Annotated in this window: 11 protein-coding genes and 2 tRNA genes; 8 read left to right on the top strand and 5 right to left on the bottom strand. The window is 59.4% G+C overall.

Features of this window, described 5'->3' with window-relative positions:
* Positions 1-48: 48 nt before the first annotated feature.
* Positions 49-2,109 carry an ATP-dependent DNA helicase RecG gene (gene recG, locus E0502_RS14025; RefSeq protein ID WP_137678599.1) on the top strand — a complete coding sequence of 687 codons (2,061 nt, stop codon included), beginning with the start codon at positions 49-51 and terminating at the stop codon, positions 2,107-2,109.
* Here the strand turns inward: recG and E0502_RS14020 are convergent.
* Together E0502_RS14020 and E0502_RS14015 are read right to left on the bottom strand one after the other, a co-directional pair.
* Positions 2,106-3,287 (bottom strand): GGDEF domain-containing protein, encoded by a 1,182-nt coding sequence (locus E0502_RS14020; protein WP_161593786.1) that lies wholly within the window; start codon positions 3,285-3,287, stop codon positions 2,106-2,108. The genes recG and E0502_RS14020 overlap by 4 nt on opposite strands.
* 86 nt (positions 3,288-3,373) lie before the next feature.
* A complete protein-coding gene (locus tag E0502_RS14015) occupies positions 3,374-3,847 on the bottom strand; it encodes a low molecular weight protein-tyrosine-phosphatase (protein WP_137678597.1) in 474 nt (157 codons plus the stop codon).
* Positions 3,848-3,914: 67 nt separating this feature from the next.
* Here E0502_RS14015 and E0502_RS14010 point away from each other — a divergent pair, with 67 nt between their 5' ends.
* Positions 3,915-5,678: a DUF885 domain-containing protein gene (locus E0502_RS14010; RefSeq protein ID WP_137678596.1), complete on the top strand. Its 1,764-nt coding sequence runs from the start codon at positions 3,915-3,917 to the stop codon at positions 5,676-5,678.
* On the opposite strand, the gene E0502_RS14005 is transcribed toward E0502_RS14010, so the two are convergent.
* A complete protein-coding gene (locus tag E0502_RS14005; RefSeq protein ID WP_137678826.1) occupies positions 5,675-6,961 on the bottom strand; it encodes an ABC1 kinase family protein in 1,287 nt (428 codons plus the stop codon). The genes E0502_RS14010 and E0502_RS14005 overlap by 4 nt on opposite strands.
* An 83-nt stretch (positions 6,962-7,044) precedes the next feature.
* On the opposite strand from E0502_RS14005, the gene E0502_RS14000 reads away from it, so the two are divergent.
* The gene (locus E0502_RS14000; RefSeq protein ID WP_137678595.1) at positions 7,045-7,518 is read left to right on the top strand and encodes a DUF3429 domain-containing protein; all 474 of its coding nucleotides are present in this window, start codon (positions 7,045-7,047) and stop codon (positions 7,516-7,518) included.
* Between the two features lie 5 nt (positions 7,519-7,523).
* Here E0502_RS14000 and E0502_RS13995 read toward each other — a convergent pair.
* Positions 7,524-7,600: transfer RNA gene (locus E0502_RS13995), tRNA-Pro, on the bottom strand.
* Between the two features lie 111 nt (positions 7,601-7,711).
* Between E0502_RS13995 and E0502_RS13990 the strand changes: the two genes are divergently transcribed.
* From E0502_RS13990 to E0502_RS13975, 4 genes are all read left to right on the top strand, one after another.
* Complete coding sequence (locus E0502_RS13990; protein WP_137678594.1) at positions 7,712-8,668, top strand: thymidylate synthase; 957 nt, start codon at positions 7,712-7,714, stop codon at positions 8,666-8,668.
* 77 nt (positions 8,669-8,745) lie between these two features.
* Positions 8,746-10,044 (top strand): 3-methyl-2-oxobutanoate dehydrogenase (2-methylpropanoyl-transferring) subunit alpha, encoded by a 1,299-nt coding sequence (locus tag E0502_RS13985; protein ID WP_137678593.1) that lies wholly within the window; start codon positions 8,746-8,748, stop codon positions 10,042-10,044.
* A gap of 59 nt (positions 10,045-10,103) precedes the next feature.
* Positions 10,104-11,102 (top strand): alpha-ketoacid dehydrogenase subunit beta, encoded by a 999-nt coding sequence (locus E0502_RS13980; RefSeq protein WP_137678825.1) that lies wholly within the window; start codon positions 10,104-10,106, stop codon positions 11,100-11,102.
* Between the two features lie 4 nt (positions 11,103-11,106).
* On the top strand, positions 11,107-12,408 hold the full coding sequence (locus E0502_RS13975; RefSeq protein WP_137678592.1) for a dihydrolipoamide acetyltransferase family protein: 1,302 nt from the start codon (positions 11,107-11,109) through the stop codon (positions 12,406-12,408).
* 3 nt (positions 12,409-12,411) lie between these two features.
* Here E0502_RS13975 and E0502_RS13970 read toward each other — a convergent pair whose 3' ends face one another.
* The gene (locus E0502_RS13970) at positions 12,412-12,837 is read right to left on the bottom strand and encodes a hypothetical protein (protein WP_137678591.1); all 426 of its coding nucleotides are present in this window, start codon (positions 12,835-12,837) and stop codon (positions 12,412-12,414) included.
* A gap of 200 nt (positions 12,838-13,037) precedes the next feature.
* Here E0502_RS13970 and E0502_RS13965 point away from each other — a divergent pair.
* A tRNA-Asp gene (locus E0502_RS13965) sits at positions 13,038-13,114 on the top strand.
* The last annotated feature ends 19 nt before the right edge of the window (positions 13,115-13,133 follow it).

Here is a 13,133-nt window from a genome sequence, read left to right as displayed (position 1 = left end):
GGGTAGGGCACTCGCATTGGCTGCGCAAGCAGCTATAGAAAAGGCACTATGCGGCCGGACATCCTCAATCCGCTCTTTGCTGAGAGCGAAACGCTCGACGGTGTCGGGCCCAAGCTCAAGAAGCCGCTCGAAAAGCTCGGCCTCGCGCGGGTAAAAGACATTGCGTACCACCTGCCGGACCGATTCGTAACGCGGCGCCCTGTCGACACGCTCGATGAAGCGAGCGAGGGCGAACAGATTGTAATCGCCCTGACCACAACCGAGCATCGCGCACCGCGTTCGGGCCGAGGACCGTACCGCGTTCTTGCACAGGACAGCATCGGAAACATTTGCACGCTGACATATTTCGGCCGCGCATCATACACCGCAAAAAAGCTACTGCCTGTCGGCGAACGGCGGTGGGTGGCGGGCCGGCTCGATCGCTATGGCGATATGCTGCAGATCGTGCATCCCGACCATGTCGAGAAGGAAGGCGGTGAAACGCTGTCTCGGCTGTCTGAACCGGTCTATGCGTTGTCGGATGGCCTGACCCAGCCGAAGATCGCAGGCCTCGTGACGCAGGCGCTTCAAAAGCTGCCCGAGCTACCCGAATGGATCGAGCCGACCCAGTTCGAGAAACAAGGCTGGCCTGTCTGGTCGGATGCCCTCAACCTCGCGCACAAGGGTGAGCATGGCCCTGCGCGGGAGAGGCTCGCCTATGATGAGCTTCTCGCCAACAGTCTCGCGTTAATGCTGGTTCGTGCGGCCAACCGGCAGCGGAAAGGGCAAGCACTGGTCGGTGATGGCTCGCTGCGCGGCAAGCTTGATCTCCCCTATCAGCTTACCGGTGCACAGGCACGCTCGGTCCGGGAAATAGAAGATGACCTCCGGCAGGAATCGCCCATGCTGCGGCTGCTGCAAGGTGACGTGGGTGCGGGCAAGACTGTGGTTGCGCTGGAAGCGATGCTGGTCGCGAACGAAGCAGGCAAACAGGCCGCGCTGCTGGCACCGACAGAGATTCTCGCCCGGCAGCATTTTGAAACCCTGCGTGATATGGCGCGCCCGACCGGGGCCGAAGTCGCGTTGCTGACCGGGCGTGACAAGGGCAGGGCGCGGGAAAGCACTTTGATGGGTCTGCTGGACGGCAGCATCGATATTGTCGTCGGAACCCATGCGATTTTTCAGGACAGCGTAAATTACAAGGATCTCGCGCTGGTGGTCATTGACGAGCAGCACCGGTTCGGTGTTGCTCAGCGGCTACAACTTGCGAGCAAAGGGCGGATGAGTCCGCATACTTTGGCGATGACCGCGACACCCATCCCGCGCACGCTCACCCTGGCGCAATATGGCGAGATGGAAGTCAGCCGTCTTGATGAAATGCCGCCGGGACGCCAACCGATCGACACAAGGGTTGTCGCCCTCGACCGGCTCGCGGAAGTGGTCGAAGGCGCAGGTCGCCACATGGCAAGCGGGCAGCAGGCCTATTGGGTCTGCCCCATGGTGCGCGAGCACGAAACCGAAGACATTGCCGCTGCAGAGGCGAGATATACGCTGTTGAAGGAGCGTTTCGGCGACGATGTGGTTCTCGTGCACGGCCAGCTTAAGCCAGAGATGAAAGACGCGGCGATGCAGCGCTTCGCCAGTGGCCAAGCAAAATTGCTGGTCGCAACGACAGTGATCGAAGTCGGCGTCGATGTTCCTGCCGCCACTTTGATGGTGATCGAACAAGCCGAACGTTTTGGATTGGCCCAGTTGCACCAACTTCGCGGACGTGTCGGCCGGGGCAGTGAGAAATCCACCTGTCTGCTGCTGCGCGGTGACACGCTTTCAGAGACCGCACGCGAACGTCTCGCCCTGATGCGGGAGAGTCAGGACGGTTTCCGGCTTGCCGAGGAAGATCTCCGCCTGCGCGGCGGAGGCGAGCTGCTCGGCACAAGGCAATCTGGCGACACGCCTTTTCGTGTCGCGAGTCTGGAGCAGATCACAAGGCTGCTACCGCTCGCGCATGACGATGCACGGCTGCTGATGGATCGCGACGGCGGCCTTAACGGGCGGCGGGGTGAAGCCGCGCGGATCCTGCTGTATTTGTTCGAGCGCGATTGGGGCGTACAGATGTTGCGCGGAGGTTAGGCCGCCAGCAAGACGCGGTCACGTCCACCGTGCTTCGCCTGGTATAAGGCAGCATCGGCAAGGGCGATCATCTGCTCGGCTGTGTCATTCGGGGCGAAGGTAGCTATGCCGGTGCTGAGGGTTACCGATACGTGCTCGCCGGTCTCCATCTCCAGATCGGCGGCGCGGATTGCGAGGCGCAATCGTTCGCAGGCTGCGTAGGCGTCCGCACTCGAACAGTCGGGAAGCACGATGGCGAACTCCTCTCCGCCAATCCGTCCCACGGTGTCCTGTCCACGCATAAGGTCCACGGCAGTCGTGGCAACTGTTCGTATCACGGCATCTCCCGCGGGATGGCCAAAGGTGTCGTTGATCCGCTTGAAATGATCGATGTCAAGGATGGCTAGCGAAAGTGGCCGACGGCTGCGCCGGGCGGATGCCATAGCTCTATCGAGCGAAGCCATGAACTCGCGCCGGTTGGCCAACCCTGTCAGCTCGTCGGTCATCGCCCGCCGTCGAAGTTCGCTGCGGACACGAGCCTCAGCCGCAACTGCGCGACGAACTGCACTGACCGCGAAAGCCGCCAAGATCATCAATGCAATGCCAACACCCGATAACAGATACTGATAGTTCTGGTTTGCCTCACCGTGCTTCTGAGCGATGAGTGTCCTCTTCGCGAGCCGCGAGTTTTCGTACCGTTCAATTCGCTGCAGGTCGGCGACAATTGTCTCGACAGCATCTCTGTCTTCCGCATTACGCACGCGTTTGTGGGCTGCTGCTCGATCTCCTCGTCGATGCAACTCGACGATCCGGTCAACCCGGAAAATCAGCGCATTGAATTCGGCTGCGACACGCTTAGCGGAGGCGGCTTGCTCGGGATTGTCGGCAACCAATTCTTGCAGCTGCTCGATCAGGAACCTTCCCCGCAGTTTCGCATCGTTGAGCGGTCGTAAAAATTCCGGATCGTCGCTCAGCAGATAGCCACGCTCGCCGCGAATTGCATTGAGGGCCGCGATCTCTATTTCGTCGGCGGTGCCCAGCACTGCAAATGCGTGATCTCTGCTCGCTTCCGCGTTTTCGCGTTCGAAAGCTGTGGTTGTTGCGAACCAGCTCGCACCGGCTAGAAGCAAAGCGAGCAAAAACACGCTGGCGATCAGGAAATTGCCCCGCCAGCTTGCTGTCCGACTTTTCCGTGCCACGGCCCCGATGAGCCACATGCGCTGCACTCCTGCAAAACAGGAGCGCAATTAGCCGGGAAAGGTTAAAATCCTGGGAAGTCCGAACATTAACCAATTGGCGCAGACAGCTGCGTGACAATTGCCAAGCCTGCCTCGCTCACATCCTGCCACGTCTCCGCAAAGCCCTCTTCATCGCCGTAATACGGGTCGGCTACAGAGACGCCCATCTTGTGCGGCAGGGTATCGAGCAGCAGTGCCAACTCCGCAGTGGAATTGACCGGCTGGATTGCCCGCAGATCGTGCAAGTTTGACTGATCGAGCGCGAAGATATGGGTGAAGCGGAAGAAATCGTCTTCGTCGATCTGTCTGGCGCTGTACCGCGCGATGTCGATGCCATTCTTTGCGGCCTCTCGCACGCTTCGCGGATCTGGTGATTTGCCAACGTGATAGGCAGCTGTTCCGGCGCTGTCGGCCTCTGCATCCAGTCCAGCATCGGCGGCGTGTTTGCGAAAAGCGGCTTCCGCAAGTGGCGAACGACAGATGTTTCCAAGGCAAACGAAGAGCACACGCGGTTTGAACATTCCATGCGCCTACTGGACCCAGGCGAGTGGGCGCAATAGGTAGATGGAAACTTCGGAGAGCTCGCCAATGAAACGCCTGATCGTCGCACTAGCACTGGGGCTTGCCGCTATTCCGCAAGCGCAAGCGGAACCAGCCGACGACTACCGCGAACTGCGGGAGGAAATTTGGCAATGGACGCTGGACAATAGCCCCGGTCTGGCGACGAGCGTTGGTGACCGGCGAGGGGACGGCAAGTTGGGTGATTGGTCACTGGAGGCGCACCGTCGCAATCTTGACGAAGCGAGGGCATTCTTTGCCCGGCTCGAAGCCATCGACGTGGCTGGGCTGCCAGAAGAACTCGCAATCGATCGGTCAGTGCTCCGCACCAGTCTGAGCGACACGATCGAAGCGTCCGAGCACGAACATGATGCTTATGTGCTATTCACCAATCGCGGAGGATGGTTCCGCTGGGTGGCCGGATTGCCATATTCCTCGCCGCTCTTCACCAAGGCCGACTACGAAAGTTATGTCGGCAGATTAGCCGCGTACCCGCAGGTCAACCGCGATGCCATTGCCCGTTCGCGGACAGCGGTCGATCTTGGTTTGACGCAAGCGTGCGGCCCGATGGAAGGGTTCGACGAGCGTATCGCTGCGCAAATTTATCCATCAGCGGAGACATCGCCTTATTGGGCACCATTCGCTGAGCGACCGAATACGATTTCCGAAGCGGAATGGGCCGACTTGCAGTCTCGCGCCCGGACAGCCTTGGAAGCTGGTGTTTTTCCAGCGTTTTCGGAGTTTCTCGAGTTCTATCGCGAGGATTACGCTCCGAACTGCCGCGATGGAGCGCCGGGTGCTCTTGGCACGCCGGGAGGTGAGGAATTCTACGCCTATCGGGTGCGCAGCTATACCACCACCGACATGACTCCCGACCAGGTTCATCAGCTTGGACTGTCGGAAGTCGCGCGGATTCGGACGGAAATGGAATCGGTGGCGCTTGATGCCGGTTTTGCCACGCGCGAATCGTTCATCGATCACCTTCGCACCGATCCGCAATATTATGCGGCAACGCCTGATGAGCTGATGACCGCAGCGCAATCGTTGGCCAAGCAGATCGACGGCTGGATGCCCAAACTTTTCGGCACCTTGCCGCGCCAACCCTATACCGTCTTGCCAATCCCCGACGCGCAGGCCCCAGGAAACACCACAGCCTATTACGAGCGCGGTTCACTCAACACAGGGCAACCGGGCATCTACCGCGTCAACACAACTGAATTGAACCAGCGCCCGCTTTGGGAATTGCCTGCGCTCGGCGTGCATGAAGCCGTCCCGGGCCATCATCATCAGATCGCCCTGCAGCAGGAGCTCGATATGCACCCGCTACGGGCGAATGGCACTTTCTTCACCGCCTTCGTGGAGGGCTGGGGTCTTTATTCCGAGCGTTTGGGCATCGAGATGGGGCTGTATGACACGCCGGCCAAGGAAATGGGGCGGCTGAGCTACGAAATGTGGCGAGCGACCCGCCTCGTCGTCGACACCGGCCTCCATGCCAAGGGTTGGAGCAAGCAACAGGCGGTCGATTATATGCTCGACAACACGGCACTTTCACCGGGCAATATCGACGCGGAGGTCAATCGCTACATCACCAATCCCGGTCAGGCAGTTGCTTACAAGATCGGCGAGCTCAAGATCCGCGAATTGCGTGCGCGAGCAGAAGAAGAGCTTGGTTCATCGTTTGACCTGCGCGATTTTCATGACGCAGTGCTCGAGAACGGAGCAGTGCCGCTCAACGTACTCGAAGAGCATATCGATGGCTGGATTGCGGAGAGGAAAAGCCGGCAATCCGCCTAGGCCGGGTTTGCATCGAAAACGTCTTCGATAACGCGCCTGACGTTTACCACGGCCTTTAGCCTTGCGCCGAGCAAAGCCGTGCCGCTCACCTTGCGCTGTACGAACAGTGTCTCGACAGGCGGTATGTGCCAGCTTTGCTTGTCCTCTGCGATGGCCATACCTTCATCACGCAACAAGGGTACGAAGGACCGGTCGCCAAAATCAAACGGTGCATCGCGGGAAATTTCCGTAGCGATCAGCTCGATCATTCTGTCGATCCGTTCCCGGTGCCGCTCGATTGCTGCGGGGGCTACAAAGCCTGCCGCCAACGCTTCTTCGCGGATGCGATCCTTGTCGCCATCCAGTCCCGCGGCAAGCAAGCGGCGATAGGCATTCGATACTCCAGGGTCGACCGCACGAGCCGCACCGAAATCGAGCAACACGATCTTTCCGTCGTCGCGGCGATAGCGGAAGTTGGCGAAATTGGGATCGGTTTGCATCAACCCCAACTCGAAGAGTTCCCGCGACACCAAGCGAATAAGGTGCTCGAACACCGTGTTGCGGAGGTCCTGCGGTTCACTCTCCAGCGACTCGATCGCGATCCCATCTTCGAAGCTCATCGCCAGAATTCGCTCGCGCGTCAGTTCCTTGTCGAGTTGAGGCACGACAAACTGCGGCTGGTCTTGCAACAATTGCGCGTACTGCTGCATTTGCTCGCCTTCGCGCAAATAATCGGCTTCCTCGTGAAGCTGGTCCTTTGCGGCCTTCAGCAGCGGCGCGATGTCCAGCTCTTTTGGTAAAAGGCCAGACATCCTCAGGAAAGTGGCCACGTTATCGACATCGGAATCGATGCTCTTGGCGATACCGGGATATTGCACTTTGATCGCCAGGACTCTGCCGTCCTTCGTAAGCGCGCGGTGTACTTGCCCGATACTCGCTGCGGCGATGGGGCGCGGCTCGAAGCGGCGAAAGCGCTTTCGCCAGTCGCTGCCCCATTCCTGCGTGAGCACTGTATCGAGCTGCCGCGCAGGCATGAAATTCGCTTGATCGCGCAGCGTCGCCAGAATGGCAGACAGCTCGGGCGGCAGCATATCGCCCGCGTCCATGCTGATCATTTGCCCCAGCTTCATCGCCGCGCCGCGCAAATGCGCCAGGCGCTCGGCAAGACGCTTTGCGTTGCCCGGAGTTAAAACCATCTGGTTCATCGAAGGAAGTTCGCCTAAAGCGATGCGTCGCGCGCCTTCCGCAAACATACCGCCGGCAATTCCTCCGGCCAGGCGTCCGAAGCCGCCTAGTCGGCCCATCCGGCTGCTGGGAACCGACCGCTCGCGCCGCGGATTGTCGGATTGACTCACGCGATCACGCAGTAATTGGAAAAATGCTGGGCATGAAAACACAACCCACCGAGTCGGAACATGTTCCGACAGAAGCGCATTGGCTCGGCTACGCGGGATTGCTCCCGCAACTGCTTGCGGTCGCAGGCGCTCTGCACGAAGGTGAGTGGCGCTGGATGGCGCAGGCGGCCGGATTTGCTTACGCAGCCCTGATCTTCAGTTTTTTGGGCGGAATATGGTGGGGGCAGGCAATCACCAGCAAAAGGCCCCCGAAATGGGTGTTCGCAATATCGGTGATTCCAAGCCTGATTGCGCTCGCGCTTTTCCTCCCTTGGGTCATGGGTTGGAACTGGCCTGGGCCGTCCTTGCTATGGCTTGGGCTGCTGATCGCTCTGTCGCCGATTGTCGACCGGCGGCTCGGCCTTTCCGCACCCGGCTTCATGCGCCTGCGGGTGCATTTGTCGATCGGCCTAGGCGCACTGACCATAGTGCTAGGCGCAGTGACGCTAGCTACCGCGACATTTTAGATAATTGGTCGGGGAGAGAGGATTCGAACCTCCGGCCCCTGCCTCCCGAAGACAGTGCTCTACCAGGCTGAGCTACTCCCCGACCGTGTCGGTCCCGCGGTGCAAATACGCCACGCGGGTCGAGGCAAGGCGCGCGCTATAGGCAGGTGCACGCGGGGTGGCAAGCGGGCAATTGCGGGTCTAGGGACTTGGTATGGCCAGTGCCGCGATTCCCGCTGATTCTTCAGACCGCTCACATCCAGAGTGGCAATATCTCGACCTTATGCGCCGCATATGGAACGAGGGAAGCGAGCGTGTCGACCGGACCGGTATCGGCACGCGATCCGTCTTCGGGACCATGCTGCGTTTCGATCTGGCCGATGGCAGAATGCCTCTGATCACAACAAAGCGGGTTTACTGGAAAACCGCGACGCGCGAGATGCTTTGGTTCCTTACCGGAGAGACCAACATTCGGCCCCTGGTGCTACAGGGCGTAAAGATCTGGAACGAGTGGCCTCATGCCAATTATGTCCGGCAGACCGGAAACACGATCGCGCTGGACGAATTCGTGCAGCGGATTGCCAACGATGCTACTTTCGCCGAAAAGTGGGGTGATCTTGGTCCTGTTTACGGCAAGCAATGGGTAGACTGGCCGACGTATCGCTATGGCGCTGACGGGAAGTACGAGCGCGGCCCCGGTATCAACCAGGTTGCCGAGGTTGTGGAAAGCCTTCGCTCCAATCCGGGCAGTCGGCGTCATATCATCGAAGGCTGGAATGTCGCGCAACTCGATCGCATGGCCTTGCCGCCGTGCCACAAGACTTACCAGTTCCACGTTGGCGACGGGAAACTGAATTGCGCGCTTTACCAGCGTAGTTGCGATGTCGCGCTTGGTCTTCCTTTCAACCTGTGGAGCGGTGCGCTGCTTCAGCGGATGATCGCGCAGCAAGTAGACCTTGAGCCGGGCGAGTTCGTGTGGATGGGCGGTGATACTCACCTTTATCGCAATCACGAGGACCTTGTGACCGAACAGTTGACGCGGGAACCCTCAGGCAGTCCGAGGCTTGAGATCAGCAGAAGGCCTGACAGCATTTTCGGCTATCGCATCGAAGATTTTCTCGTCGAGGGGTACACGCCTCAGGGCGCTCTGAGCGCGCCGGTCGCGGTTTGATGGGGGGTAACTTGACCATTTCTTCGCTGTGAAATAATATAACTCACGATTAAAAGATTACGTCTGGGAGAAAGTATATGGCCGACAGGCCCGGAGGAGCAGGGGGCAGCAACAAGCCGAAGCTCGCGCTCCACATTCCCGAACCCAAATACCGTCCCGGCGACGTGGCCGATTTCTCCCACCTCAACGTTCCGCCTGCAGGTGAACAGCCCCGTCCCGACGAAGCAGCCGATCCCAAAAGCTTTGCGCCGCTTGCCTATGATCTCATCCGCGTCCTGGGGGACGATGACCAGGCGCATGGCCCGTGGGATCCTAAGCTCGATCCAGATACGCTGCGCACGATGTTGTATAATATGGCCTTGGTCCGCGCGTTCGACGAGCGCATGTTTCGCGGTCAACGGCAGGGCAAAACCAGCTTCTACATGAAATGTACCGGCGAAGAGGCAACTTCGGTTGCTGCCGGCATGGCGCTGGCCAGCGACGACATGGTTTTTCCCAGTTATCGCCAGCAGGGGATATTGATTTCACGCGGCTATCCCTTGGTCGAAATGATCAATCAGATTTATTCCAACAAGGGCGACAAGCTGAAGGGCCGCCAGCTGCCGATCATGTATTCGAGCCGCGAGCACAGCTTCTTCTCGATTTCCGGAAACCTCGCGACGCAAACCCCGCAAGCGGTGGGCTGGGCGATGGCCAGCGCGGCAAAAGGCGACAGCCGGATTGCAGCGACATGGGTGGGTGAAGGCAGCACGGCAGAAGGTGATTTCCATTCTGCCTGCACTTTCGCGACGGTGTATAATGCGCCGGTGATCCTGAATGTGATCAACAATCAGTGGGCGATTTCGAGCTTTTCGGGTTTTGCCGGGGCAGAGCGCACGACATTCGCAGCGCGTGCGCTTGGCTACGGACTGGCGGGACTGCGGGTCGATGGCAATGATGCGCTGGCGGTCTATGCCTCGCAGCAGTGGGCGGCCAATCGCGCGCGTGCGAATGCGGGGCCGACCTTGATCGAGTATTTCACCTACCGGGCAGAAGGTCATTCCACGTCGGACGACCCGAGCGGCTATCGCTCTGCGCAGGAACAGGACGAATGGCCGCTGGGTGATCCGGTCAACCGGCTGAAGAACCACCTGATTGCGCTGGGCGAGTGGGATGAGGACCGCCAGGCTGCGATGGACAAGGAATGCGCTGATACGGTCAAGACTGCGACGAAGGAAGCCGAGAAGAACGGCATCCTTGGCCATGGTATGCATCAGCCATTCCACACCATGTTCGAAGATGTGTTCGAGGAGCTGCCGTGGCACCTCAAGGAACAGGCCGATCAGGCCACCCGGGAGCGCAAGATTAAGTTCGACGGTGGGAGGCCCAAGTCGTGAGCAAATCCGCTACCGAAGGGCAGACAGTTGCCGACGTGGGTTCCGAGCGCCGTCTGAACATGATCGATGCCATCAATGATGCGCTCGACATCATGCTGGAACGCGATCCCGACGTGATCGTGCTGGGCGAAGATGTCGGCTATTTCGGTGGCGTGTTCCGCGCCACTGCCGGCCTTCAGGAGAAGCACGGCAAGACCCGCGTATTCGACACGCCGATTTCCGAATGCGGGATCATCGGCGTTGCTGTGGGGATGGGCGCATATGGATTGCGACCGGTCCCTGAAATCCAGTTTGCCGACTATATCTACCCCGGCCTCGATCAGCTGATCTCCGAAGCTGCGCGGCTTCGCTATCGCTCGGCAACTGAGTATATCGCACCGCTGACGGTCCGTTCGCCATTTGGCGGCGGCATATTTGGCGGGCAGACCCACAGTCAGAGTCCGGAATCGATCTTCACTCATGTATCTGGCTTGAAGACGGTGATTCCATCGACGCCTTACGATGCGAAGGGTCTGCTCATCTCGTGTATCGAAGACAATGATCCGGTCATCTTCTTCGAGCCAAAGCGAATTTATAACGGCCCTTTCAGTGGCTTCTACGACAAGCCGGTCGAGCCGTGGAAGCGGTTTGACGCGAGCATTGTCCCCGAAGGTCACTACAAGATCCCGCTCGGCAAGGCCCGTACAGTGTCCGAGGGCGATCAGCTGACCATTCTGGCATACGGGACTATGGTCCATGTGACCGAAGCCGTGTGCAAGGCGAAGGGCATCGACGCGAATATCCTCGATCTGCGCACTCTGGTCCCACTGGATATCGAAGCGATTGAAGCGTCGGTCGAGCGAACCGGGCGGTGCCTGATCGTACACGAGGCGACCCGTACCTCGGGCTTTGGTGCCGAATTGTCTGCGCTCGTGACAGAGCGTTGTTTCTATCATCTCGAAGCGCCGGTCGAACGTGTGACCGGCTTCGATACTCCCTATCCTCACAGCCTCGAATGGGCCTATTTCCCAGGCCCCGTCCGCATCGGCGAGGCTATCGACAAGATCCTCAAGGACTGACGCCATGAGCAAGTTCACATTCAACCTGCCCGACATCGGTGAAGGCATTGCCGAAGCTGAGATCGTCGAGTGGTACGTCAAGGTAGGCGACAAGGTCGAGGAAGACGACCAGCTTGCCGGCATGATGACCGACAAGGCTACCGTCGAGATGGAGAGCCCGGTTTCGGGAACCGTAGTCGAAGTGGCCGGGGAGGTTGGCGATACAATCGCTATCGGTTCGATGCTGGTGGTGATTGAAATCGAAGGCGAAGTGCCAGACGAAGTGCTGGAAGAGAGCGAGGCTTCGGCCGAGACAGCAGCAGTGGCTAAATCGGACGAGGTCGAACAGCGGATCGAGGTCGAAAATCCCGATGCGTCCGATGCCGATGATGCGATGGCGGCAGATCCGCAACCGGCACCGGTTCAACCGGTCGGGCAGGAAAAAACATCGACCGGATCGTCGAAAGTTCTAGCAACTCCTGCGGTCCGGAAACGCGCGCACGACCTTGGCATCGATCTCTCTCAGGTGAAGCCTGCAGAAGATGGCCGCGTGCGCCACGGTGATCTCGATCAGTTCCTGTCATACAATTCTGCATTCACCGGCGCGGCAAAAACGCGCGCGGACGAAGAGCGGAAAGTGATCGGTATGCGTCGCCGGATTGCGGAAAATATGGCCGCATCCAAGCGCAATATTCCGCACTTTTCCTATGTCGAGGAAGTCGATGTTACGGCGCTCGAGCAAATGCGTGCGCAGTTGAATGAGAGCCGCGGTGACAAGCCGAAATTGACTATCCTTCCGCTGCTCATCACCGCCATGTGCAAGACCTTGCCCGATTTCCCGATGATCAACGCTCGCTATGATGATGAAGGCGGTGTGGTCACTCGCTATGGCTCTGTACACATGGGAATGGCGACGCAGACCGATGCCGGTCTCATGGTTCCGGTAATCCGCGATGCACACGCGAGAAACCCGTGGCAGCTTGCGAACGAGATTGCTCGGCTCGCCGAGGCTGCACGTAGCGGCAAAGCGAAGCCGGAAGAAATGTCGGGTGGTACGTTGACCGTCACGTCGCTTGGTCCGCTAGGCGGCGTAGCGACAACTCCGGTCATCAATCGTCCAGAGGTCGCCATCATCGGTCCCAACCGGATCATCGAGCGCCCGATGTATGTGCCAGACGGCAGAGGCGGCGAGCGGATCGAGAAACGCAAGCTGATGAACATCTCGATCAGCTGCGATCACCGCGTGGTCGATGGCTGGGATGCGGCGAGCTTTGTTCAGCAGCTCAAGAAGCTGATTGAGACCCCGGTGTTGTTGCTGGCTGATTGACCGTCAGCGCACGATTGCGCTGTAGGTAATCCGTCCGGTGCGGGTCCCGGTCACGCGCATCCGCAGGTGTGTGACTTCCTCTGGCCATGCCATGCGTTCGCCCATACGCAGTTGGCCGATCCGTCCCCAGTTGCGCCCGCCATCGACGGAAACTTCAATCGTTTCTAAGCTGCTGCGTTGGTATTTCAACGCAGAGGGGATTGCGCTCTGCACCATGGTGCCTTTGCGCGCCTCTGCTCCGCTCCAGTCGATCATCAGGACGACGCGGTCGCCCCTGCGAAGCTGGGCTGCCGGTTCAAGAGTGCGCGACCCGTCATTCCCGCCTATGCTTTCGACATAGATAGCATGCGTTAAGGCGATCCGGTCCTGCGCCTGAGCGGAGGGTAGCACGGCGAACAACGCCGCAAACAAGAGTGTCGTCCTAACCATAGCCCACGTTCCTCAATCCCGGCGTCGAAGCCGGCGACCGGTGTCGCAGCGAGAGGCGAAAATATGGTTAACGAGCCGGGTAGGATTGCTGGCACACGCGCATTTCGGCGAAGTGCGTTTTTTGGCACGTTTCGCCGTTGACACGAATCCCGCTAGGGCTTAGTGGCGCTGCTCCCAAGAGGCGCTAGCCGCTTAAATGCGCGGGTGTAGCTCAGTTGGTTAGAGTATCGGCCTGTCACGCCGAGGGTCGCGGGTTCGAGTCCCGTCACTCGCGCCACTTGGGACCTTTTTTGTCG

It is taken from the genome of Parerythrobacter lutipelagi (genome assembly GCF_005434975.1).
Classification (GTDB): Bacteria; Pseudomonadota; Alphaproteobacteria; order Sphingomonadales; family Sphingomonadaceae; genus Parerythrobacter_A; species Parerythrobacter_A lutipelagi.
This window is presented reverse-complemented; position numbering and strand designations above follow the sequence as displayed.